The sequence below is a fragment of the Streptomyces sp. ICC4 genome (assembly GCF_003287915.1).
GTDB classification, from domain to species: Bacteria; Actinomycetota; Actinomycetes; order Streptomycetales; family Streptomycetaceae; genus Streptomyces; species Streptomyces tritrimontium.
The window spans coordinates 3,311,468-3,334,225 of sequence record NZ_CP030286.1 but is presented as its reverse complement, the minus strand read 5'-3'; the positions used below and the strand labels follow the sequence as shown (position 1 = coordinate 3,334,225).

Annotated in this window: 16 protein-coding genes; 6 read left to right on the top strand and 10 right to left on the bottom strand. The window is 72.9% G+C overall.

Annotated elements, in window-relative coordinates; genetic code table 11:
* Together DRB89_RS42945 and DRB89_RS15460 are read right to left on the bottom strand one after the other, a co-directional pair.
* On the bottom strand, positions 1–4,276 hold a 4,276-nt coding region (locus tag DRB89_RS42945), incomplete at its 3' end, for a hypothetical protein (RefSeq protein WP_162688595.1).
* 726 nt (positions 4,277–5,002) lie between these two features.
* The gene (locus DRB89_RS15460) at positions 5,003–5,830 is read right to left on the bottom strand and encodes a hypothetical protein (protein WP_112451553.1); all 828 of its coding nucleotides are present in this window, start codon (positions 5,828–5,830) and stop codon (positions 5,003–5,005) included.
* Between the two features lie 177 nt (positions 5,831–6,007).
* Between DRB89_RS15460 and DRB89_RS15455 the strand changes: the two genes are divergently transcribed.
* The 5 genes from DRB89_RS15455 (at position 6,008) to DRB89_RS15435 (ending at position 10,839) form a co-directional block, all read left to right on the top strand.
* Positions 6,008–7,264: a DUF2716 domain-containing protein gene (locus DRB89_RS15455; RefSeq protein WP_162688594.1), complete on the top strand. Its 1,257-nt coding sequence runs from the start codon at positions 6,008–6,010 to the stop codon at positions 7,262–7,264.
* A gap of 234 nt (positions 7,265–7,498) precedes the next feature.
* On the top strand, positions 7,499–8,233 hold the full coding sequence (locus DRB89_RS15450) for a helix-turn-helix domain-containing protein (protein ID WP_112451551.1): 735 nt from the start codon (positions 7,499–7,501) through the stop codon (positions 8,231–8,233).
* A 32-nt stretch (positions 8,234–8,265) separates the two neighbouring features.
* The gene (locus tag DRB89_RS15445; protein WP_112451550.1) at positions 8,266–8,748 is read left to right on the top strand and encodes a DUF3291 domain-containing protein; all 483 of its coding nucleotides are present in this window, start codon (positions 8,266–8,268) and stop codon (positions 8,746–8,748) included.
* A 242-nt stretch (positions 8,749–8,990) separates the two neighbouring features.
* Positions 8,991–9,968, top strand: coding sequence for a helix-turn-helix domain-containing protein (locus DRB89_RS15440; RefSeq protein ID WP_112451549.1), 978 nt, complete (start codon positions 8,991–8,993; stop codon positions 9,966–9,968).
* Between the two features lie 115 nt (positions 9,969–10,083).
* Positions 10,084–10,839, top strand: a complete 756-nt coding sequence (locus tag DRB89_RS15435; protein WP_112452838.1) for an MBL fold metallo-hydrolase — start codon at positions 10,084–10,086, stop codon at positions 10,837–10,839.
* Positions 10,840–10,890: 51 nt separating this feature from the next.
* On the opposite strand, the gene DRB89_RS15430 is transcribed toward DRB89_RS15435, so the two are convergent.
* From DRB89_RS15430 to DRB89_RS15405, 6 genes are all read right to left on the bottom strand, one after another.
* Complete coding sequence (locus tag DRB89_RS15430; protein WP_112452839.1) at positions 10,891–11,613, bottom strand: type I-E CRISPR-associated protein Cas6/Cse3/CasE; 723 nt, start codon at positions 11,611–11,613, stop codon at positions 10,891–10,893.
* Positions 11,610–12,461: a type I-E CRISPR-associated protein Cas5/CasD gene (cas5e, locus tag DRB89_RS15425; RefSeq protein WP_112452840.1), complete on the bottom strand. Its 852-nt coding sequence runs from the start codon at positions 12,459–12,461 to the stop codon at positions 11,610–11,612. Before cas5e ends, DRB89_RS15430 begins: the two co-directional genes overlap by 4 nt.
* Positions 12,458–13,942, bottom strand: a complete 1,485-nt coding sequence (locus DRB89_RS15420; RefSeq protein ID WP_112463303.1) for a type I-E CRISPR-associated protein Cas7/Cse4/CasC — start codon at positions 13,940–13,942, stop codon at positions 12,458–12,460. Before DRB89_RS15420 ends, cas5e begins: the two co-directional genes overlap by 4 nt.
* On the bottom strand, positions 13,939–14,568 hold the full coding sequence (casB, locus tag DRB89_RS15415; RefSeq protein WP_112452713.1) for a type I-E CRISPR-associated protein Cse2/CasB: 630 nt from the start codon (positions 14,566–14,568) through the stop codon (positions 13,939–13,941). The genes DRB89_RS15420 and casB overlap by 4 nt, the downstream gene beginning before the upstream one ends.
* Positions 14,565–16,184 carry a type I-E CRISPR-associated protein Cse1/CasA gene (locus tag DRB89_RS15410; protein WP_239516160.1) on the bottom strand — a complete coding sequence of 540 codons (1,620 nt, stop codon included), beginning with the start codon at positions 16,182–16,184 and terminating at the stop codon, positions 14,565–14,567. Before DRB89_RS15410 ends, casB begins: the two co-directional genes overlap by 4 nt.
* Before the next feature lie 299 nt (positions 16,185–16,483).
* A complete protein-coding gene (locus tag DRB89_RS15405; RefSeq protein WP_112452712.1) occupies positions 16,484–16,666 on the bottom strand; it encodes a hypothetical protein in 183 nt (60 codons plus the stop codon).
* Positions 16,667–16,863: 197 nt separating this feature from the next.
* Between DRB89_RS15405 and DRB89_RS42940 the strand changes: the two genes are divergently transcribed.
* Positions 16,864–20,787, top strand: coding sequence for a hypothetical protein (locus DRB89_RS42940; RefSeq protein WP_162688593.1), 3,924 nt, complete (start codon positions 16,864–16,866; stop codon positions 20,785–20,787).
* Positions 20,788–20,849: 62 nt separating this feature from the next.
* Here the strand turns inward: DRB89_RS42940 and DRB89_RS15395 are convergent, their stop codons facing one another.
* Positions 20,850–21,656 carry a hypothetical protein gene (locus DRB89_RS15395; RefSeq protein ID WP_204357859.1) on the bottom strand — a complete coding sequence of 269 codons (807 nt, stop codon included), beginning with the start codon at positions 21,654–21,656 and terminating at the stop codon, positions 20,850–20,852.
* Between the two features lie 578 nt (positions 21,657–22,234).
* On the bottom strand, positions 22,235–22,750 hold the full coding sequence (locus DRB89_RS15390; RefSeq protein ID WP_112451516.1) for a hypothetical protein: 516 nt from the start codon (positions 22,748–22,750) through the stop codon (positions 22,235–22,237).
* Positions 22,751–22,758 lie beyond the last annotated feature (8 nt).

Here is a 22,758-nt window from a genome sequence, read left to right as displayed (position 1 = left end):
AGATGTTTATAGGGGACAGGTGCAGTTCGTCCGTGTTGACCAGGCGCCGCCCTGTGGTGCCGTTCGCCGGGGCGGCGGGGGCGGCCGTCGGGCGGCTCGTCGCGCCGCCGGCCTGTGGTGGCGACTTGGGCTGCTTGCCCTCTGCGGCCTCGGCCGTCTCCTGTTGGAACGCCGCGAGGCGCTGGGCCCGTACCGCCAGGGCGGCCGCTTCCTCCTCGCGGGCCAGGTCCTCGGCCCGGACGATCCGCGTCGTGTCCAGGCCCGCGGTGGCCTTCTCCCAGGCCTCGCCCCATGCCTGGGCGACCGCCCGGCGGTGTCCGCGGAAGCCCGCGGCCAGGGCCCGCCCGGTGCCCGGGCGTCCGAGGAGGGCGAGGTCGCGGGTGTAGAGGGTGTAGTGGGGGGAGAGGGGGCCCGCCTGCCAGTCGACCGCCAGGTCCACGGGCACCTCGGCCGGGGTGGGTGCGAGCGCTGCGGTCCTCGGCGCGGGGAAGGTGACCGTACAGGTCAGGTCGGGGTCCACGCGGACGGTGACGGCGGCCAGTTCCTCCCAGGAGCCCAGGATCTCGCGGGCCGCCGCGGGGTCGTTGCGCTGCAGATCCTCGTGGAGGTGGCCGACGGCGGCGGCGACCAGTGCCGTGGCCCGGGGCGCGGGGTCACCGCCGCCCCTCGGCACGGACGGCCGTACCTCTTCGCTCCCCAGGCAGGCGACGCGCAGGCGGGGCAGCAGCTCCCGGAAGTGCTCGAGTTCCGCGCCCGGGTGCCAGATCGCGATGGCCGGCGCGCGTACCGCCGCGAGGCCCGCGGCCACCGCCTCGTCCTCGACCGCGTACACCGGGCGCTGGGTGACCCACCCCCGGGTGGTCCACAGCGGCAGCCGGTCGAGCCGTTGCCCCGCCAGCCCGACCGGATCGTCGGCCGCGAGGTGCTGGAGGAACTGGAGTGACTGCAGCAGCACGGTCTGGTCGGCGGACGAGGGCTCGACCGTCCGCTCCGAGGCCGTCGCGGGAGCCAATTCCCTGATGACGCCGACGGCGTCGTCGGCGGCCGGCTCCCGCACCCCCACGGCCTTCCACAGCGCCTCGCCGCCCCGGACGGTGGGCGCGAAGGCACGGAGCCGGCCGAAGAGCGGTGTGCCGCGCAGGCACTGGGCCGGCCTGCGCCAGCCGACCGCGGTGAGGACGAGGCCGTCTCCCGCCGCGAAGGCGCGTACGAGGGCGGCCGGTGCTACGCCGTCCGGGAGTGTGGAGGAGGTGGAGGAGGTGGAGGAGGAAGCCGTCGCGGTGGACGTGGGCGTGGCCGGTGTGGCCATCCGTTCTGCCAGGGCCTCGTACAGGATGCGGGCCCCGGCCGTGTCGCGCGCGCCTCCCGCGCGCTCCGCCTCACGGTGCTTGCGCAGGTGCGCCAGGATGTCGCCGATGGTCGGCTCGCCGCCGATGTCCAGGGCGCGCAGGACGTCGGCGCGGCGGCCGACGGCCTGTTGGACGTCGCGGTGCAGGAAGCCCGCGGGGTCGGCGCCGTAGACGGCCGTCGTGCCCGTCGTCCGCAGGCGCAGGCCTTCGCCCGGCGCCGTGGCCTGGCCCTGGTCGTTGTCGAGCCAGGGGATCTCACGCAACTTCCAAAGCCAGAAGGCTGAAATGGCCGGCTTCAGGCTCCAGACGCGGTAGGCGTCTCCGTGCTTCACCCGCTCGTGGCCGGAGAACCGGGTTGCCCAGGAACGGGCGAGGACGTGGATCAGCGCGATCGCCCGCTGCCTGCGTACGACGGGGTCCGGGTCGGCGGCGATGCCGCGCGCGACCGCGGCCAGGTCCGGGCTCGTCATGTCGTCGAGCGTGTACTCGCTCCCGGCCATGGCCTGGGTGCGCGCGGGGGGCGTTCCGGGAACGTGCAGCGGCAGAGCCTTCCGGTTGAGGCGGATGGTCTGCTCCGGGTGCTCGCGGAGCCGTGGCGCGCCCTCGGCTCCGAGGAGGCGCAGGAAGGCGTGCGGGCTCAGGCCCCCGGAGGCTCCGGAGGCTCCGGAGGCTCCGGAGGAGCGCAGCACTTGGTGGTAGCGGGGGCGGATCCACCACAGGCCGGGGGTGGATCCCGCCGCGTGGGCGAAGCTCTCGAGGCGGTCGGTGCCGTCGATGCCCGGCGGGAGGTAGGCCTGGGAGGGCATGGCTTCGCCCTCTTCCGGCGTCCCTGCTTTGTCGTACCGGCGGGCCTTGAGCAGGACGGCCCGGCCCACGCCGGGGCCGAGGCTCCGCCGGTCGTTGTCCGAGACCTTGTCGAAGGCGTCCTTGAGCTGGACCAGTTGCCCGTCGGTGAGGGAGAGGGCCGCGCCGACGCGCGTACGTCCGTAGTCGGACAGCCGGCGCAGGACGGCGGCCGGGTCGTCCTCGGTCAGGAGGGCGGCCTTCGCGCGCAGCCAGTGCCGGACCGCGGCGGCGGCCGGGGTGTCGGCGAGGAAGACGGGATGCAGGACGTGCGCGAAGCCGAGCCCGGCCGCGAGGCCGCCGCGGCCGTCGGTGAACATCCGCAGGTCGGACTCGCCCGGTGGCTGGTGGCGTGCGCCGGAATCGTCGGCCAGCCAGGTGAAGTGGGCGAGACGCAGGGCGGCCGGGCTGTAGGAGACGCCCACGGCGGCCAGCTCGACCACCGACTCCAGCGGGCGATCACGGTCGCGCAAAAGGACCATCGCGTCCCGGATGTCGACCTCGCGCGGTGCTGGGCGCGTGTCACTTCCACCGTGTGCCCTCCAGTCCGAGAGGACCGCCCGGTAGCGGCCGACGTTGTCACGCGCGGCGAGCGGCAAGGCGGGACGGTGCACCACCCGTTCGACGTCGGCTTCGGAGAGCACGCCGGTCAGGGACTCCACCTCGAGGGCCAGCTCCCCCAGGGGCATCGGGCCCCGGCCGGGAACCTCGACGGTCATCCGGGCGCACACCTGCGTGCGCGAGCGTGCCAGTACCGCTTGCTCCAGCGCGGTGACCACGGCCGCGCCCTCACGGCTGTCGGCGGCACGGCTGTCGGCGGCACGCCCCGCCCCGGAGGCCGGCGGCAGGGGCAGCATGTGCCACGCCGTGGCAGGGTCGCGGCGGAAGCGGTCCACCAGCGCCGCGGCCCAGAGGTCCGCGACCCGGGGAACGAGTGCGTCGTTCCAGTCGGTCTCCGACAGGCCCTGCCGGTTGGGCAGCGGGTCGAACGGCGCGTGCAGGCGCAGGGGAAGCCCGAGCCCGGTCACGGGGAGACCGACGTGGATGTGACCGAGTTGACCGAGTGGGCCGATGTGGCCGAGTTGGCCGATGTGACCGGCGGGTCCCTTCGCGGCGACCGGTACGGCGACGCCGAGGTCGATGGTCTCGGCCGCGGCCTTGCGCAGGGGGGCGACGCCGGGCGGTGTGGCCACGGTGGCACGGCAGACCTGCCAGTGGAGGCCGTCGGCGTCGCGTACCTGCGATACGGCCACGTCGACGTCGTGGCCCGCGATCTCGGCGGTGAAACCGACGTCCGGGACCCGCTCCAGGCCGAGGCCCTGGCGTACCCGGCCCTTCGCGTCGAGGTGGGTCACGCGGGAAACGCTGCGGAGGAAGAGCAGGGCCTCGTGGCCCCAGGACCGCAGCCACGCGTCCATGTCGGACGGGTCAAGGCGCCGGGTCTTCAGGGGGATCCGGAAGACGGTCCAGGCGCGGCGGGCGCCGGTGCGGCTGCTACTGCGACTGCGGCTGCCGTCGTCGGCATCGGCATCGGCATCGGCATCGGCCACCAAGGCGGGCGGGAACTTCCGGGGCGGGGCCCAGGCCAGCCCCGATTCCGCGATCCGCAGCCCGTAGTGCCCGCTGTGCACCTCGATCCAGGGCGAGAACACGTAGAGCGTCATCAGGCCGATGCCGAACCGGCCGGTGGCCCGGGCGTCGGCGGCCTTGCTGGTCACCCAGGGCATGGAGAGCGGCATGACGTCGCGCAGGCGTACGGGGTCACCGTCGTGGGCCAGCAGCAGTTCCCCGCCGGTGATCATGACGCGGACCTCGCGCGCTCCGAGGTCCTCGGCGTTCTGTACGACTTCGGACAGGCCCTGGAGGCGGTCGCTGGACAGCTGTTTCGCCACCGCGCGTGCCCCCTCGAGGGACTCCTGCACGACCCCCTCGATGTCGGCGTACAGCTCGCCGAACCGCTCGACGGCCATGCGCGTCGCCACCGGCCCGCGCGGCTCGGGCACGTCCAGCCCGGGCTTGACCTTCTTCCGGAACAGCCGCTCGGCCCACAGGACCGCGCCCGCCTCGCCTACCTCACGCTGCACTGCCGCCACGCTCCCCCACCCCAGTTCGTGCGTCATGCGATTGTCCACGGACCGGCGCAGACACGGGTCGGTGGGCGTCCCCGCGGGCGCGGGGCGCAATGGGCGGGTGTGGAGTACGGCACCACCAACCCGGGTTCATCCCCCGCCGATGCGGAGAGGCGTACGCCACGGATCTGCCGGCGGCGATGAGAGCGGGGTCATCCCTGCGGGGCGCAGGGCGCAGAGCACGTCACGGGCCGCTCTCTGGCACTGGTACGGGTCATCCCCCGCAAGCGCGGGGAGCAGTTCACCCTCAACGGGGCCGGCGCCGACAACCAGGGACCATCCCCGCAAGCGCAGGGAGCAAGTTTCCCGAACTGGGACTCTGGGACTCTATGCGCACGGCCCCCTCCTACCGCGCGCTTTCACCGAATCCGGCAATCCGCCCACACCCGCGCCCGCGCCCGCGCGCGCCGGCCTCGCCCGCCACCGGCTGCTAGCCGAGGCCGGGCAGCAGAACGTATGTCCTGGCCACCCGCCCTCTCCCCTGGCACGGCGCTCCCGAGACCCCCGGACGCGGGACGCGATGGGCGGATCCACGCCCTCCGCCCTCGACGCTGCCGTCATCCAGCACGTGGAGGACTACGACCTGGGCCTGCGCTTCAGTCCCAGCGGAATGGCCGGCCTGGCCCGACGCACCAGTCCGTGCACACCGCTTTCGAGCACGAATTTGTCTAGGCGGGCCGACTATCCGGTCACTCGGGCCGAGCGGGGGCGGGTGCGCAGGGCGGGCAGCCGGGCGGCGTCTTCGGCTCCGGCCAGGCTTTCACCCAAGGTCAGCAGCGAGAGGAGCCGCACCGGCCGGCCGGCCGTGGCGGCGGCCTCCAGTTTGTGGTGGCCGTCGAGCAGGAAGTGGGTCAGGCCCCAGTGCGCGGCAGGGTCATCTGCCAGGCCGAGGGCGGACTGGCAGACGTCCAGCGTGGAGATCGCCACCGCCGTGGGGACCGTTCCCCGCTCCATGAGTGCGACGTACTCCTCGACGCACGCTCTCACGTTCCAGGTCGGGGGAACCATGGGCACGACGAACTCGTAGAGGTGGGCGTCCGCATCGACGGCGGTCTCGAAGGTCCGGTAGTACGGGGTGTGAGGGTACTCCGGGAGCCCCCAGAACTGATCGATTCCCCACGCCGTGACCTGCTCGCCGCTGAAGTAGTCGCCCTCCTTGCCGGGGAAGACCAGCCGGGGTTCCACGTCCAGGAGCAGCGGAAGGTACTCGCCTTCCGGTAGCAAGGCACCGAACGCATCGATCACGCCGCCGTCGTCCGGATCGTCCAGCGCTCCGGTGAGCCGTTGCTGCATGCTCTCCAGGGACAGCTTCTCCCTCGCCGTCTCCAGCCGGCGGAACAGGAGCGGGCACGTGCCGCAGTAGAAGCTGAGCTCGAAGGCGGGCTCGTCGTCCACCATCAGCAAGCGGCGCCGCGGCCCGCCGCCGAGCTCCTGCAGTTCCGTCCCGAAGCGCAACCGCGCCTCGGGAGCAGGAAGGCCGAGGCTGCGCGGTTCGCCCACTTTGATCATCACGGACCGACCCTATGGGACGGTGTGGATCAGCTCTACCGAGTACTGAGCGCCTATCTGGCTGGACGGGCCGACTAGAGCGCTAAGTCACAGCCGCCCGTTGTGACTTGACTTAGCGCTGCAGTTGGCCCCTGAGCGTTCTGGTTGGCCCGTGTGGGCCCGTCTAGGCTCCTGATCATGGGCATGGGTGAATGGTGGGCGATGTACGAGGGGCTGCGGGGGCGGGTTCCCGCGTGGCATCCGGTCGGGGTGGTCGTTGAGGCCGACGGGCCTGTCGCGCGCCGGCACTACGGCACGCACGGCACCGCTGAGCACGCCCCCCTCGTCCCCGGTACGGACACCGCCGCAGTGGTGCGCCGCCAGCAGGAGGTCTTCGCGGAACGCAGTGAGCCGATCGAGTGGAAGGTCTACGGGCACGACCCGCCGGACCTGGGACAGGAGCTGACAGCGGCGGGGTTCGCCCCGGGCTGGGAGCGCTCCGTGCTGATCGCCGCCCCTTTGCCCGGCGAGCGGTCCGACGGGATGGAGCCCCAGGAGGGGGTGCACGACCTGTACCGGGTCCCGGGCCAGGCCGAGCAGACATGGGCGATCGCCGTGGGCTCCCCCGGTCCGCACGCCGCACCCTACGCAGAGATGATCGCGGACGGCTCCTCCGACGAGGGTGACGTTCTCATCGAGGTCCTGTTGGAGGATGGGATCGTCACCGAGGTCGCCTGGGCGCACGGCGACGAAATCCCCTTCACCCTCATCGGCGGCTTCACCAGCAACGATCCTGCCTTCGTCAAAGCCGTCACCGACCGATGGCGGCGACAGAGTTGGCTCGGGCACCCCCTGCTCGCCGAAGCCGACGGCTCCCTGCGCGAGAGCCTCTTGGAAGCCGGTTTCACCGAGGCTGCCACCGTCCGCTCCTACCACTGGGGCCCGCCCGGCAGCCACGAGACCACCCGCCCCGCACAGTTCCTCGACTGGCTCCACGACGACGGTCCCCTGTGGGACCGCTTCTACGCGGACTTCGACTTCAAGCCAAGCACCACCTACCGGCCCGCGATCACCGATCCCGTTCCCTCCGCGGTCTGGAACCTGCACTCCCACCACCGGATCGTCCCGGACCTCCCCGAACGGCTCGACGCGATCGTCCAGCGCGGACTGCTCACCGCCACCGAGCCCGGGGAGTTCGTCCACTGGCTCGACTGGAATCACGACGGCTACCGCTACGACCCCCGCCGCACCGACATCCCCGGACGGCCGCCCCGGCCCGGCAAAGGCACCTATCCCAACGGCGACTACTATCTCCACCTCACCGACGACCTGCGCCTGGGCACCTTCGGCCACCCCTGGGAACAGACACTGACCATTTGGGGGCCGACGCTGATCGCGGCCGTCGACGCGGAGCTGACCGAACTGCTCGGAAAGCCGATCAGGCGCCTCGAGTGACGGTGCCGGCCCTGCGCTGTGTCCTCGTCCCCCGCTCGGGACACGAGCACAGCAACAGCCCGGCATCGGTCGTGCGGGGCAAGAACCGCTGCGGCGTGGGCTGAGCGGCGCAGTTGGCCGATCGGGCCAAGTAGGCCGCTCAGTCACAGCAGTGCGACCGAGGGATGCACTGCGCACTTGCCGGGGCCGGCCCGCCTTTCTATCTCCAATCTGTGTTGTTCGTAGAATGGCCGGGTGGAGGACATTGACGCGATCGCGGTGTTGCAGGATCCGGTGCGGCGCCGCCTGTATGAGTACGTGGCGGCGCAGGGCCGTGAGGTCGGCCGCAACGAGGCCGCCGAGGCGGCCGGGGTGGCGCGCACGCTCGCCGCGCACCATCTGGACAAGCTGACTGAGGCCGGACTGCTGGAGAGCGGTAGCCGCCGGCTGACGGGCCGCTCGGGTCCGGGGGCGGGTCGTCCCGCGAAGGTGTACACGCGGGCGCGGGCCGAATGGGCGGTGTCGCTGCCCGCCCGCGACTACCGCACCGTCGCCGAGCTGCTCGCCGAGGCCGCCGAGCAGGCCGGGCTCGACGTCGGGCTCCGCGCGGCCGCGCGGAGCCGGGGTGAGGCCCTGCGCGGCCACGCGGAGCCCTGTGGCGACCTTGAAGAGGCCGTGAAGATGCTGGCCGCCCGCGGATACGAACCGCACCTGGAAGGAGTCGGGGGTACCGAGGGCGTCGGGGGTACCGAGAACGTCGAAGGGGCCGAAGGCTCCGAGGGGGCGGCCGGGGCGGCCGCACCTGTCGTCCGTATGCGCAACTGTCCCTTCCATGCCGTCGCCGAGCGCTTCCCGCCGCTCGTATGCGGCATGAACCTCGCACTGTTGGAAGGACTGCTCGGCGCGGACGGTCCCGTCCGCGCCCGCATGGACGCCCGGCCGGGCGAATGCTGCGTGGTGGTCGAGGCTTCTAAAAACAATGGGGATTGACATAGAAAAGCTGGTCGTGCTGGGATGAGTCCATGACCGCATCCGTGCATCCCGCACATCCCGCGCACCTCGCCCAACTCAATGTCGCGACGCTCCGTCACCCCCTCGACGACCCGCGCGTGGCGCCGTTCGTCGAGATGCTCGCCCCGGTCAACGCCGCCGCCGACGGAACGCCCGGCTTCGTATGGCGGCTCGTGGAGGAGGACTCGGCCGATGCCACCGGCCTGCGCCCGGCGGGTGAGGACGTCATCGTCAACCTGTCGGTGTGGGAGACCCAGGAGGCCCTCTGGGACTTCGCCTACCGCAGCGGGCACTTGGAGGTGATGCGGCGGCGCCGCGAATGGTTCGAACGGCACGTCGAGGCGCACATGGTGCTCTGGTGGGTCCCCGCCGGGCACCTCCCGACCGTGGACGAGGCCCTGGAGCGGCTGGCGGACCTGCGGGCGCACGGGCCCTCCCCGCACGCGTTCACCTTCGCCTCCTCCTACACCACGGCCGAAGCCGCACAGCAGTAGGCCGCGTCGCCGGCGCAGCCTGTGCTGCCGGTGGCCCTCGGGCATTCCCGTTGGCCGCGCTGACCGTTCTTGTCGGCCCACCACGGCGAGGGGCCTTTCGTCCGCTGTCAGCCGTGCCCGCGTACGGTCTGCGCATGGTCGATCAGAAGTCGCCCTGGCCATCGAAACACGACTTCGAGATGGCCGGATCTGACAGAACCTCGTCATTGCGGCCACTACCGGCGGGGCGAAATGATCTGCACATGCCCGCACCGCACAAAGTCGTCATCGTGGCCTTCCCCGGTACCGAACTGCTGGACGTCACCGGCCCGGCCGAGGTTTTCTCGGTTGCCACACGGGTCGCCGGCACCGCCCGCCCCGGCTATCTCGTCCAGATCGCCACGGCCGACGGCGGGCCGGTGGCCACGTCCAGCGGCGTCCGGCTGCTGGCGGACCTGGCCCTCGACGAGGTGCACGGCCGGGTCGACACCCTGCTCGTGGCCGGCGCGGTCAACCTGGTCGGCGACGGGGTGGAGCCGGTGATCGACAGCGAGGTCACCGACTGGCTGCGTGAAGCGGCGCCTCCTGCGCGCAGGACCGGGTCGATCTGCGCGGGAGCCCATCTGCTGGCCGCGGCGGGCCTGCTGGACGGCCTGTCCGCCACGACCCACTGGCTCACCGCCGCACGGCTGGCCGCCGACCATCCGCGGGTGACCGTCGATCCGGACCCCATCTTCATCCGATCCGGGAGCGTGTGGACCTGCGCGGGTGTCACCTCGGGGATGGACATGGCGCTGGCTATGGTCGCCGAGGACCACGGCCAGGCCGTTGCCCTGGCCACCGCACGGATGATGGTCATGTACGTCAAGCGTTCCGGCGGGCAGAGCCAGTTCAGCGTTCCGCTTTCCGCCCCGGCCACTGCGGGCGACCGCATCGACGACCTGCGCGTGTGGATCGCCGACCATCTCACCGAGGACCTCACCGCGGAGGCCCTGGCCGCACGGCTGCACCTGAGCGTGCGCCACTTCTCCCGGCTGTTCCGGCTGCGCACCGATGGCACGCCGGCCGCCTACGTGGAATCCGCCCGCCTCGAATCCGCCCGCCGCCTGCTGGAGGAGAGCGACGGGAGCCTGCCGGACATCGCCGCGGCCAGCGGCCTGGGCTCGGTGGAGACCTTGCACCGCTCCTTCCAGCGTCGGCTGGGGACCACTCCCGCCGAGTACCGGCGCCGATTCCGGTAGCCCCTCCGGCCCGCCCCCCACCATCCGCCGGCAGTCCGGCGGATCCCCGGTGTGCCCGCACGGGCAGCAGCCGTCAGTCAGGCAGTCAGTCCGTCACCTCATGGAGGACGTCGCCATGTCCCGCACGAAGGTCATTCCCATCCCTGTCATGGGCCGCACGGCCATCAACGCCTACCTGCTCCTGGGCCGACGTCCGGTGATCGTCGACGCCGGGACGCCCGGCAGCGGCCAGAAGATCTACGACCGGATCACCGAGCACGGAGTGGACCCCCGCGAGGTCTCACTGATCGTCATCACCCACGGGCACATAGACCACTTCGGGTCCGCCGCCGCATTGCACCGCCTCACCGGCGCACCCGTCGCCGGCCACGTCGCGGACCTCGGGCCGTACCGCACCGGCCGGGTTCGCGAACCGTACCTGCCCACCGGCCCGATGGGCCGCATCATGGACCGGAGCAAAGACCTGCACGCGCGGGCCGAACCCCTCGAACCCGATGTGCTGATCCGCGGTGAGACTCCCCTGGAGGACTTCGGGATCGCAGCGCGCATCATGCCCACCCCCGGCCACACGGCCGGATCGGTCTCCGTCCTCACCGACGACGGAGACCTCATCGCCGGCGACCTGGTGGCCAACTCCTTCATGGGGCTCATCCCGGGCAAGCCGGCCAATCCCCCCTTCCACGACGACCCGCGGCAGAACCTCACCAGCCTTCGCGAAATGCTTGCCCTCAACCCCACCCGACTCCACGTCGGCCACGGCGCCCCGCTGGAACCCGACCGTGTCCGGCGCTGGGCCGACCGAGAGCACGGCCGCCTGTCCCGACTCGAAGCGGCCGGCCGGATCGCCACCCGCGCCGAGGACACGATGTGACCATCCGGCACGGGCACCGGAGGCCGAGGTCTCGTGCTCGGGGCCCCGATTTCAGCGGGTCAGGATGAGGCCGCAGCTGTAGGCGCGGGCGTGGCCGAGGCCTTGGGAGAGGGTTTCCACCAGGGCTTTCGGGTCGGTGACCGTGAGGGAGCCGCGGATTTCCGCGCGGGCGATGCGCAAGCCCTTGTGCGGGGCCGGGCTCGAGACCGTCGGCAGCATGCGGACGCCGAGGGCCGCCGGGTCGGCCGTGGCGCCGATGCGGACCAGGCCGCCTTCTGCCGTGGCGGGTTCGCCCTCCGCCTGGAGGCGGCGCAGGAACCAGTTCTTCACGTGCTCCGGATTGCTGTGCGGGACCCTGGCGCCGCGGGCCTTCTCCGAGACCGGCCGGCCCGACGGCTTGCTGCGGGTCGGGTTGATGACCGTACGGAAGCCGAGGACTTCGCCGGCCCGTACGGTGCGGTCGACCGTGAGGGTGTGCGGCGCCGAGGTGAGCGCGGCGCGCGGGACGCGGCTCCAGTCGCCCGGCACGCGGGACTGCACGACCAGGACGAGGGCCGCCGCCTTGAGGTCCACCGACCACGTGGACAGGACGCCCATCTGGGAGCGGGCGTCGGGGTCGCCGTCCTCGACCCAGCCGCGGAATCCGCTCATGACGGTGCGGTGCATCTCCTGCGCGTCGACGAGGGACTTGGCGACGTAGGGGTGGGTGGCGTCCAGGGTCAGGACGGAGTGGGTGGCGACGAAGCGGGCCGCCGTGACGCGTGTGGTGTTCAAGGGATGATGTCCCATTCGGTGGCGGTCGGGGCGATGGTGACGCGCGTACGGGTCTCCCAGCGCATGGAGTGGACCCGCCGCGCGGGGTCGAAGCTGACCGGCTGGTCGTTGACGGGGGAAGACCCGGGAGCTCCGGCGGGGGACTCGAGCCACGCCCAGGGGCGCCGCCGCGGTTCCGGGTCCGGGTCCGCACCCGGGCCGGGCAGGAGCCGCTTGGCGGCGAAGGCCTCGGCGAGGGTGCCCGGGAGGATGCCGGCGGCCAGGGTGCCCGAGGGCGGGCAGGACTTGCGGCCCAGCCACAGCAGTTGCTTCGGGTGCTCCAGGGCTTGGGCGAGCTCCGCGAGGAGGCTCCGGTCCTCGTGCTGGAGACCGGCGACGAAGGCGGCGTCCGACAGGTACCAGCGCTCGGTGATCAGCGCCGAACGGGCGAGCTCCGCGGAGACCAGGGCCCCGGAGACCGGATCGGCGGCGATCCTCTTGGGCGCCCCGTACCAGCCGGCCAGCTCGTGGTGGCCGAAGCCGGGGCCGGTGGCCGCCTCCATGCTCGCGGAGACGGCGGCCGCGCGCCGGTGGTCGGTGATGACGTCGCGCGGGCGCAGCGGATACCGGCCGGCGCCGACGGAGTGGTAGTCCCGTACGGGGGTCCCCGGATGGTCGGCGCGGACGCCGAAGACGAGTTCGGCCAGGTCGTCCACGGGGTCGGTGCGGTCGCGGCCGAGGGCCGCGGCGCACAGGCCGATGACGGCCGACTTGGTGGGCCGGCTGTGGGTGTCGCGGCGCGAGAAGCGGGAGACCGCTCCCCAGGACTGGAGGGGGGCGGCGAGGCGGACGAGGAGGACGTGCGTCATGTCGGAAGCCCCTCCCCCGTCAGCTCCCCTGTGTGCTCCCCCGTCAGCTCCTCCGTCGGGTCCTCCGTCGGGTCCTCCGGCGGCACGTCCTGTGTCAGACCCCCGACCGATGTCACCGGGGTCGCGCCGAGCTCCGGCAGCCCGGCGAGCAGGCCGTCGATCTGGGGGTCGTACGTGAGGAGGCGCCCGGCCCTGATGTCCTCGCGGCGGCCGCTGACGAAGACGTGGTGGGCCAGCAGCCGCCGCACCGCGGCGGGTCCGGCCGGGCCCGCGCCGCCCCTGCCCCCCGGGTTCTCGTCGACGGGCCGCTGGAAGGCGGCGGCGTAGCTGTACGGACGGTCGCCCTCGAAGGCGAGCACGAGGGCGGGCAGCGAACCGGTGGAGGCGGTGGAGTTGCGCTTCGCCTCGGGGAAGGCGTCGACGAAGGCGTTGACGAACTCCTCCTCGGCCGCGGCGGAGGCGTCCTCGGCCTCCTCTACGGTCATCCCGGCGGCCTGGAGGTTCCTGCGCAGCCGGACGCGGTCGAGCACGGCGTGCCGGTAGAAAGTGCCGGAGATCAGGGACTGGTAGCCGGTCATGCCGGCCCCGGAGTCGTCGGCCGCGTCGAGGAAGTCCAGGGCGGTCGGGGCCTTGAGGGCGTTCCTCTTGCGGTCGAGCTTGGCGTCGTCGGCGGCGGCGTAGAAGTCGTCGACCTGCTCGGCCTCGTGGACGGTGAAGGCGTGGCTGCTCTGGACGGCGCCGTCGACGTTGGGGGAATCGGCGATCTCCGCGAGGAAGCGGCCGTAGAGGGCGATGTCGATGGCGTCGCGCGGGGCGAGGGCGGTGAGGACCGCGGCGCGGGTCCCGGGCGGGAGGGAGGGGAGCGGCTTCGCGTCGGATGCCGTGCCCTCGTTGTCGGGGGCGGTTTCGGCCGGCTGTCGCGCTCCCTTCCTGGGCTTCGCGCCGGTGGCCGCCTGCGCCGCCCCGTACTCGGTGGTCCAGGCGCGGAGGTCCTCGGACCGTCCGGCGATGTGGGCGGCGATACGGGAGCCGGCGTCGGCGGGAGCGAAGAGGAGCACCTTGGTCAGGTTGGCGACGGTCTTCTTGGCGGGGTCGCCGAACTTCAGCCCCGTCGCCTCGATGACGGCGCGGGCGGTCCGGACCGCCTCCTCCCGGTCCCAGCCGTGCTCGGCGGCCAACGCGCGGGCCGTGATCAGAGCCCACTCGCGGGTACGGATGCCCGTACTGCGGCCGGCCAGTGCGCCGACGCCCGCGTTGGCGCGGTCCCGGGCGTGGACCCGCTCGGCGCGGCGGCGGGCCTGGCTCGTGATCATGTGGCGCTCGGCGCCGCCGTAGACGATCGACTTGGGCGAGCCGTTCTCGTCGCGCACGGGGAGCACGGCGACGAGGGTCTCCAGGAGGTGGAGGGAGAGGAACGGGCTGCCGGTGAAGGAGCCGGCGTCGGTATCGGTATCGGCGTCGGCGTCGGCGTTGCTGGTCATGTGGTGGTGCCCTTCGGGATGGTCTGGATCGGCTGGCTGGCGTCGCTCGTGTCGCGCGTGTCGCTCGGCTTCGGGGTGCGGGCCGCGTGCCGCGTCGCGGGCGCGTGGAAGTCCACGGCCCAGTGGTAGGAGATCCGCGCCTTGCGGTCGTGCCACCGGGTGAGGTCGTCGGCGAGCTGCGCCCACGAGGGCGGCGGCTGGTCGCAGGCCCGCAACCGGGCCACCGCGTGCTGGAGGTGGCGCCACGGGATCCGGCGGCTCGGGACGATCCGGTCGACCAGCCGGGCCGCGCCCGGGTCGTCGGGGCCGCGTCCGACGCCGCCGCCGATCCGGCGGGCGGCGTCGCCGAGGCTGCCGAACCCGTAAGCGGGCTTCGACCTGCCCTGGTGGTAGATCGCGAACAGGAAGGCCACCTGCTCGTACACCTCGCGCTGCTCGGGGTGGAACCAGCCGGCCCGGATGTGGGCGTTCGTCCGTACGCGCGGCCGCCGCAGATCGGCGAGTTGCCCGTACTCCCGGTTGCGCACGAGGGTGGCGAGCCAGGCCGTGAGCCGCTCGCCGGGGGCCTTGTCCTGCTGCTCCTGCCATGCCCGGTCGGGCTCGGCGGCTCCCGTCTCGGTGCTCATGCGGTGTTCCCTCGCAGTTCGGCCGGGGCCTCGGGGCGGGCCAGTTCGTCGTCGAAGCGCCGTAGGGCAGCCGCGTGGGCCTGGGCTCCGCGAGAGTTCCTCGGCAGGGAGTCGAGGCATTCGGTGAGGAACCTGCGGGCGGCGCCGGAGAGGGTGGAGGCGTACTCGCGGAGGGACTCGGGGACGTCCTCGCCGGCGGCGGTGTCGTCCAGCAGGAGGTTGAACGGCTCCTCCGCCGCGGCCCAGTGCTTGGCCCTGACGTCGAACCGGGCGATCTGGCCGGCCTTGTCGGCCGGCTTGGGGTTCGGGTAGGCGATCCCCCAGGCCGCGTACGCCGCCCTCCCCAGGCTCGTCGCGATGTGCTCGGCGATCAGCGAGCCGCGCTCCGAGGCCCGGTGCAGCCTCGCCCCCAGACCGGGGGCGAAGGGGAAGACCCCGGACACCCACGTGACGGCCGTGGTCTGCTTGGCGACGAGCCCCACCGCCCACAGGCTGATCGCGCGCGCGGGCGGACGGCCGGGGAACGGCGGGGAGTCGGGTCCGGGGAAGAGCGCGAGGCGTCCGTACAGGTCCATGCCCTTGTTCACGAAGCCGGGCAGGCCGGCCCTCGCGACGGCGGCGTACAGCGCGTGGGCGTCGCGCCACACCGCGCGGGACGCCGATGCCCACAGCGGCTTCTTCGTACCGACCGAGGTGAGGGCGTACACGGCGTCCTGGAGGTGCAGGGACGGCTGGAGGTCGAGCAGCTCGCCCGCGGCCATCAGCACCCGGTCGACGCAGTCGCCCTGGGGCGTCGGGCGCATCAGGACGGACCGGCCGAGGTAGCTGTGGAGGTCCGCGGGACCGCTCACCGGGCGGCCGTCCGGCTTGGTCCGGAAGCCCCGGCGTTGCTGCGTGCCCGTCGTCCAGGACCGGTTGAACTCGCCGGGGAGGCCGGCCGTCGGCACCAGGTTGAGGCGGAGGGTCTCGCCGAGGGTGGCGCCGAGGGCGACGACCCGGATGCGGCTGCTGAGGCGGCCGGCGGCGAGGTTGGTGAGGGTCGGCCCGAGCGTCTCCTTGCCGGAGATCCGGGCGCGTCCGGGGACTCCGTACACGTGCTGCGAGAGCATCGCGCGGAACGCCTCGGCCACGGGCAGCGGCGCCGGGTGTTCGAGGTGGTGGTGGTCGAAGAACTGGTTGTAGTCGCCCGCGTGCTCGATGACCAGCTGGGCGGGCCCGGCCCCGCGCTGGTCGAGGAAGGGCGCGAGGAGGGAGTTCTGGCCGAGCGGCTCGGTGGGGTGGAAGAGGTCCCAGGCCTCCCCGTCGGGGCGGTTCGCGAGCCAGACGGCGGCCTGGCCGAGCGGGTGCTTCTCCTCCACCCAATCGCGCCATTGGGCGGGGGTGGCCGGGTGGGTCTTCGACGCGTAGCAGAGGGCCAGCAGGTATTCGAGGAGAGCGACGGTCTCGCCGGGCGTGGCCCCGGTCAAGGACAGCAGGTCGTCGGCCTGTTCGAGGAGGCCGACGAGGCTCAGCTCGACCCGCTCGCCCTTCAGTGTCAGTGCCTCGGCGCATGCTTGCCACCGGGGGTCCCACTGGGGGCGTATCACCCCGCGGGGAGGGGTGCGTAATTCAGCCAAGGTGCATCGTTCGCTCTCTGCTCATAACCATTCCTTGCTGGAATGAGGCAGGAACGTAGCACGCGGGCAGGGAGGGACACGACGGGTTTCGGGAACATCAACTCCCTTGCGTGCGCCTGGTGTTGGCTCGCGGGGAGGTGGGTCGTCGGCGTCCCCGCGTGTGCGGGGAGGAGCATGCGCTCTGCTCGTAACCAGGTTCATCCCCGCAGGTGCGGGGCGGCGTACCGGCGCCGAGGGTAGCCGCCCTTCGAACGGGAACACCAGGGCACGTCAAGCACTGCCCGCCCGTAGGACCGGGCTCAGCGCGGTCCGCGCCGCCGCATGAGGATGGTCAGCGTCGCCCGGGCATCGCGGCGGCGCTCCGGGCTGCGGGAGAGGACCGAGGACGCGGCGACCGTGACCACGGCGGCGGTGTAGGCGAGGCCGGTGACGGCGGTCAGCACGGCGGCGTCGTGGAGTACGGACGGCAGGACGGACAGCATGGCGGATCCCCTCGGACGGTGTCCGGCGGTCTCTCCCGCCGGACTGCGGTGCCACAGGTATGCATCAGCCGGGGGGCTTCCGGCGATGTCCGGACGGTCGGCGGGACGGTAAGCGGCCTGGTGAACCGGGGTGCGGCGGTGTTTCCGGTGAAGTGCTCTGCAGAAGACGGAGAGCGGAGGAGGTGGAGGGGATCGGCGTGCAGGCGTTCACGCGGGAGCTCGCGCGGCTGTACGAGGCCGCGGGCGGGGGGTCGGAGCTGGTCCTCAAGAACCTCGTGAGCCTGGGCGCGGAGCACGGCTTCACGGTGGCGGACTCCAGCATCAGCGGCTGGATGAAGGGCCCGACGGTTCCCACTCGGGAACCCCACGCGCGCTACGTACTGCGGTGCTTGATCCCCTTCCTGGACGAGCGTGCCGCCGCCCGGCACTCTCCGACCCACGAGAAGATCAGCGCCGCCGGATGGAGCTCGCTGCTGCGCGCCGCGCAGCGGACCCGCAAGAGCGGGCAGGGCGGCACTGGCCCGCGTATCGACGCCACCTCGCCCGGCCGTCTCCACTCCCACCCCGAGGAGGTCGAACAGACCATCCTCCCGAGGGACTTCGTCGGCCGCGAGGAGGAGCTGGACGAGCTCTCGGCCTACGCGACCGCCCCGGCCGGCCAGGGCTCCGACTACGCGTGGTGGCAGGCCGACGCGTGGGCGGGGAAGTCCGCCCTGCTCGCCTGGTTCGTGCTGCGCTGCCTCCCGGCCGGGGTCGACGTCGTCAGCCACTTCATCGCCGAGCGGCTCGGGACCAACCACCGCGAGGACTTCCTCCGGTCGGTGACGGACCAACTCGCCGCCCTCACCGGGAAGAAACTCGCGGCCGCGGGCCCCCGGCGCCCGGAGCAGTTGCACCGGCTCTACGAGGAGGCGGCGCGGGCCGGCGCCGCCCGTCACCGGACCCTGATGCTGGTCGTGGACGGCCTGGACGAGGACGCCGAGGCCGGTCCGGGCCGCCGCAGCATCGCCGCGCTGCTGCCCAAGCGGCCGCCGCCCGGGATGCGGGTCCTCGTGTCCGGGCGGCCGAACCCGTCCGTCCCCGAGGACGTCCCCGCGGACCACCCCCTGCGCGATCCCTCGGCCGTCCGCCGCCTCGCCGCGTCACCCGCCGCCCGGGTCATCCGGGACATGGCCATGCTCGATCTGCACGCCCTCCTCGACGAACCCGCCGTCGGCTGCTCCCTCCTCGGCCTGCTCACCGTGGCCCGGGGTGCGCTCAGCGGCAGGGACATGGCCGAGCTGGCCGGGGTTCGCCCGTACGACGTGGACAAGAAGCTCCGCAGCGTGGCCGGCCGCAGCATGGCTCCCGACGACGCCGACCGCCTCGCCCCGGGCGGAGGCGGGGGCGAGGGCGAGGGCGGGGCCGGGCGCGGGGGCGCCGACCCCGGTCTGCGTACGTACGTACTCGCGCACGAGGAGCTGCGCCGCGCGGCCGTGCACGCCCTCGGGGACGCCGAACTCGCCGGCTACGAGGCCAGGCTGCACGCCTGGGCCGACGGCTACCGGGACAAGGGCTGGCCGGAGGAGACGCCGGACTACCTCCTGACCGGGTACACCCGCCTGGCCCAGCACGGGGCGGACCCCAAGCGGCCGGCGGCCCTCGTCCTCGACCCGCGGCGCCAGCTCCGGCTCGTCGACCGCTCCGGCATGGACCTCGCGCTCTCGGACCTCGACCTGGCCGCGGCCGCCGCCACGGACGACACCCCGCGCAGCCTCTCCCTACGGGCGGGCGCCGCCGTATCGCGGGAGCTCCTCCTCCGGCACTCCGGGACCCTGCCGCCCTCCATGTCCCGTGCGCTCGCCCGGCTCGGAGACGCCCGCCGGGCAAGATCGCTGGCCCTCGCGTCCCCCTTCGCCTCCGCCAAGGCGGCGGCACTGGCCGACGTGGCCCGGGTACTGGCGGGCACCGGACACGAACGGGCCCCGGAGACCGCACGGGAGGCTGCGACGTGGGCACGTGCGGCAGGCCGACAGACCCGTTCCCCGGGCGGAGACCTCGACGGGACGGAGTCGGCGGCCGCTGCCCGAGCAGCTGTCGCCCTGATCGCGACACGGCAGGTGGAAGCCGGTGTGGAACTGCTCCGCGCGACGCGGGGAGTGGGCACGGAGCAGTACGAAGCACGGGCGGAGGCGGTCCGCCTCCTGCGACCGGACCACCCGGCGCCGGCGACGGAACTCCTCGACGGCATGGAGGAACAGGCAGAGGACCTGGCGGACCTGGCGGACGGCCACGGCCACGGCACCGGCTATTGCACCCGCTTCGACTACGGCTCCCGCCTCGGTGAAGACCGGGCCGCCCCGGTCCAGTTCTGGGCGATCCTGGCGGCCGCTGCCCCGGAGCGTGCGGACCGGATCCACGACGGCATCCTCGGCCATGCCCGGGCCGTGTGGGCCGGTGCGCCGACGCTCGAGAACATCGACGTCCTGGCGCTCGCGGCTTCGGCCCTGGCGGTTGCCCGCCCGGAAGAGGCCGCGGCCCTCGCCCGGACGGGCGGCCAATACCTCCGGTCGATGGTCGGCCGGGCCGGATCGGGGTCGAAGGCGGACCTCCCTTATGCCTACCTCTCCTTCGGAAGGACATTCGAGAGGCTCATGAGGGCGCTCGCCGACACCGGAGTTCCGACGGACCAGAGGCAACGGCTTTACGACGTGCTGCCCGAGCACTTCCGTGCCTGCCTGACTTCGTCCGACGCCACCCCCTTCGGTGGTGACGCGGCGACCGCGGGCGGGACGGGTTCAGGTGACGAAGCCGTCGGCCGTGCCGGCTTCGAGGACTCCGGGTCGTCCGGGTGGTGGGTGGCGGAGAAACTGGCGCGTGACGCCTTTCGGCTGGCGGAACTGGGCCGGGTCCACGAGGCGAAGCACCGTCTGGACGAGGCCCTCACCGTGCTGCGCGGGGCTTCCGGTCCCGAGGCGAGCAGTCCGCCCGCGATCTCCTGGCTGCCCGCACTGGCGGGCGCACTCGTACGGGTCGGCCGCCACGCGGACGCCGACGAACTCGCCGCCGGACTGACGCCTCCCGCCGAAGGCGCACTGGCCCTCGCCGCCGTGTCGCTGGCGTACGGGGATTCGGGGCGCGGGACGGACGCGCGGAGGCATGCCCACGAGGCGGCTCGGGCAGCGCGGGCCGCCCTGGGCACGGCCGATGACTACGCCACGGCCTATCGGGCCTCCCGCGCGTGGGCCTCCGCTGCGCAAGCGCTGGCCTGGGCAGGGGAGGGCGACGCCGCGGTGGAGCTCTTCGAGGAGGCAGAGCCCTGGAGGCGTGGACGGAAGGGCATGGGGCGCAGCGAGGCCCGGGAGGCGCGCACCGCCGTCGCCACAGGGGTCGCCGCTCACGATCCGGCCCTTGCCGCGGGCCTGGTCGACGAGGAGCGGGAGCGCCTGCTCGCCTCATGGCGGCCGCCGCGCGGATCGGCCGGCTCCCGCCTGGCCGACCTCGCCGAGCTCCTGCCCGCCGCAGCTGCGGCCGCGGCCGTATCCGTATCGGAGGAACCCTGCCTGGAGCGCCTCCACGACGCGATCCGCGGAGCCCTCGCCTACACGACCGAGCCGCCGCAGACCTGGCGGGAGGAAACCGTCCTCGTGCACGCCCTGCTGCGGATCGGATCCGGGACGGACCCGGCCCCCCAGCTGGACTGGCTGGACCGGACCATGCGGGCCCGCCACCCGGAACGCTTTCCGGCGGCCGGGCTCGCGGTGGTCCACGCGCTGCGGGGCGACACCTCCGAGGCCTGGCGGACAGCCGACCGGCTGCGGGCTCCGGAGCACCGGTCAGCCGCGTTCGCGGCCGTCGCGGGCCACCTCGCCCGTGCACCGGCCCGGGTGCCCCCTTCCCAGTACCCCGCGGATCCCGACCGGTTCACCCACGTGGTCCGCGCCCTCGCCCTCGCCCTGGCCGCCTCGCCGCACACTCCCGCGGACAAGGAGGCGGCTTCCAGGTTCGCGCGGCAGTCACTGGAGGGCGCCGACACCGACTGGCACCACGCCCTGGCGGTACTGGCAGCGCTCGCGCCGGAAGCGGTCGTACGCGTCCGGGACATCGCCTTCGCCCACCTCCGCACCGGGACTCCGGTGTGAGCTCCACGAAGCCGGCGTGCTCGGCGATCAGCGGATGGCGGGGGGCACTGCGGGTCGCCGAGTCAGTACGGCGGGGCTTCGCTGTATTCACCTGGGGCCCATTCGCCTCCCCGGGAAGCGCGTTCGGCCCTGAGCCGGGCGTAACGCTCGCGGGCCGCAACGTCGGCTACGTTCTCCAGATCGCCGGTTTCGTGACCCCATGCCTTCAGCGCGTCCAGGACTCGGTCCCGGTTGTGGCGATCAGTGCTGGTGGCCAGCAGGCGGCGGGCGTGATCGACCAGCTCGCCCCGCTGCTCGGCGAGAAGGGGGTGCTCTGCGAGGGGGATGGCGGCGACGAGGGCTGCATCGCGTGCGTCTGCGCTCTCGTGGCCGAGGAAGGGCTGGACGGCGGAGAAGAGCGCCGGCCGCAGGTTCCGGAACGCTCGCATCTCCTCGTACTCGAGGAGGAACTGATCGCCGTAGTGACGCTCGCCGAGGGCGACGCACTCGTCGTCCGCATCGTAGGCGGTGGCGCTGAGCCAGGCCAGCAGCCTCACGAGAGTCGGGCGACGCGTCGGCACAGCGGAGTCGGGGTCGAAGTCACCCGCTGTGATGTCCGGTTGGTTGAGGATGGCCGCGACGTAGAGTGCCACGGGCACGGTGGCCTCGTAGAAGGTGTTCTGGTGGGTCACTTCTTCGAGCACGTTCTTCGCGGCGTCTTCCCTGACGGCCGGATCGGGGTCGAGGAAGCGTGCCAATGCCGCCGGCAGGGATTCGCCCGTCCCGCACGCAGTGGCCAGGGACGCCCAATCCGTACCGTCGAGGAACTCTTGATGGTGCGGTAGCCCGTCGGGGCCGGGCTTTCCCGTCTGCCCGCGGTTCTTGGTCACAGGCAGAGGATATGGCGTCGCTGAGTTGGCATGCGCATGGTTGTCACGCGTACGGGCGGCGGTCTTCGCGCAGCGACGGTCAGGTCCGGACGCGCGCCCGGCCGGGGCGGTGGTGTTCGGCCCCCGCCGTACAGGTCGGGCGGATCGGCTGACACCGTCCTACGGCGGTGACGATGATGCTCGGCATGCGCAGACAGACCCCGCCGGACGCAGATGCCTGGGCCTCCGCCCCCGACCCGCTGCCGGCCTTGGCCGAACAAGAACTGGCGTTCCATCAGCGCCGCGGTGACGCCGCGCGGCGCGCGCACCGCGCGATCGAACTCGGCGCACTGGCCAGTGCGTCCGTGACGGTGGTGGAGGCAGGCCTGCACGCCCCGGCATGGGTGACGACGATCGTTGCCGGGGGTGCCCTGTTCTGCACCGGGTTCCGCCAGGTCTTCGCCCCCGGCCCCCGCTGGGTGTTGGCGGCCCAGGCCCGTGAGTCCCTGCGCCGCGCGGTCAACGATGCCACGAAGGGGCGCCGCCCACGTGGTTTCCCACGCGGGCGACGCCCCTTGCCGGGACGCGTCCGGATCAGCTCACCGTGCGGTCTTCGAGCCGAGTTCGCCGGGCTTCTTCGGCACCCACGGGTGCACGGCGGTGGCCTCCTCGGGGGCGGGCTCACCCATGGTCACGCGCCAGACGTCCTTGCCGTCCACACTGGTGGCCCGGACCTGGATCTGCTTGATCTGGCCGGTCTCGTGCAGGTAGAGCACGACCTCCTGCCGGAGCGAGCCCTCGTCGTAGAACTCCGCGGTCACCTTGCCCCGGGCTCCCTTGCCGAATGCCGCGATCCAGTTCTCGGCGGTCTTCTCGGGGACGCCCTCGTCCTCCTTGTCGGCCACCAGCGACGCCAGCTCGCCGACCTTGCCGTCGGCGATGCGCCACACCACCTGCTGGGTGATGCCCAAGGATCCCGTGGACGGGTATCCGACCACGGCGAGCGGCGGGTGGCTGCCGTAGTCACCGGCGTACGCCACGTCTTCGGCATCGTAGGCCGAGGAGCAGGCGGTCAGCATGCCGACGGCCATCGCGGAGAGGGCCACGGCCCGCAAGGCCGGTC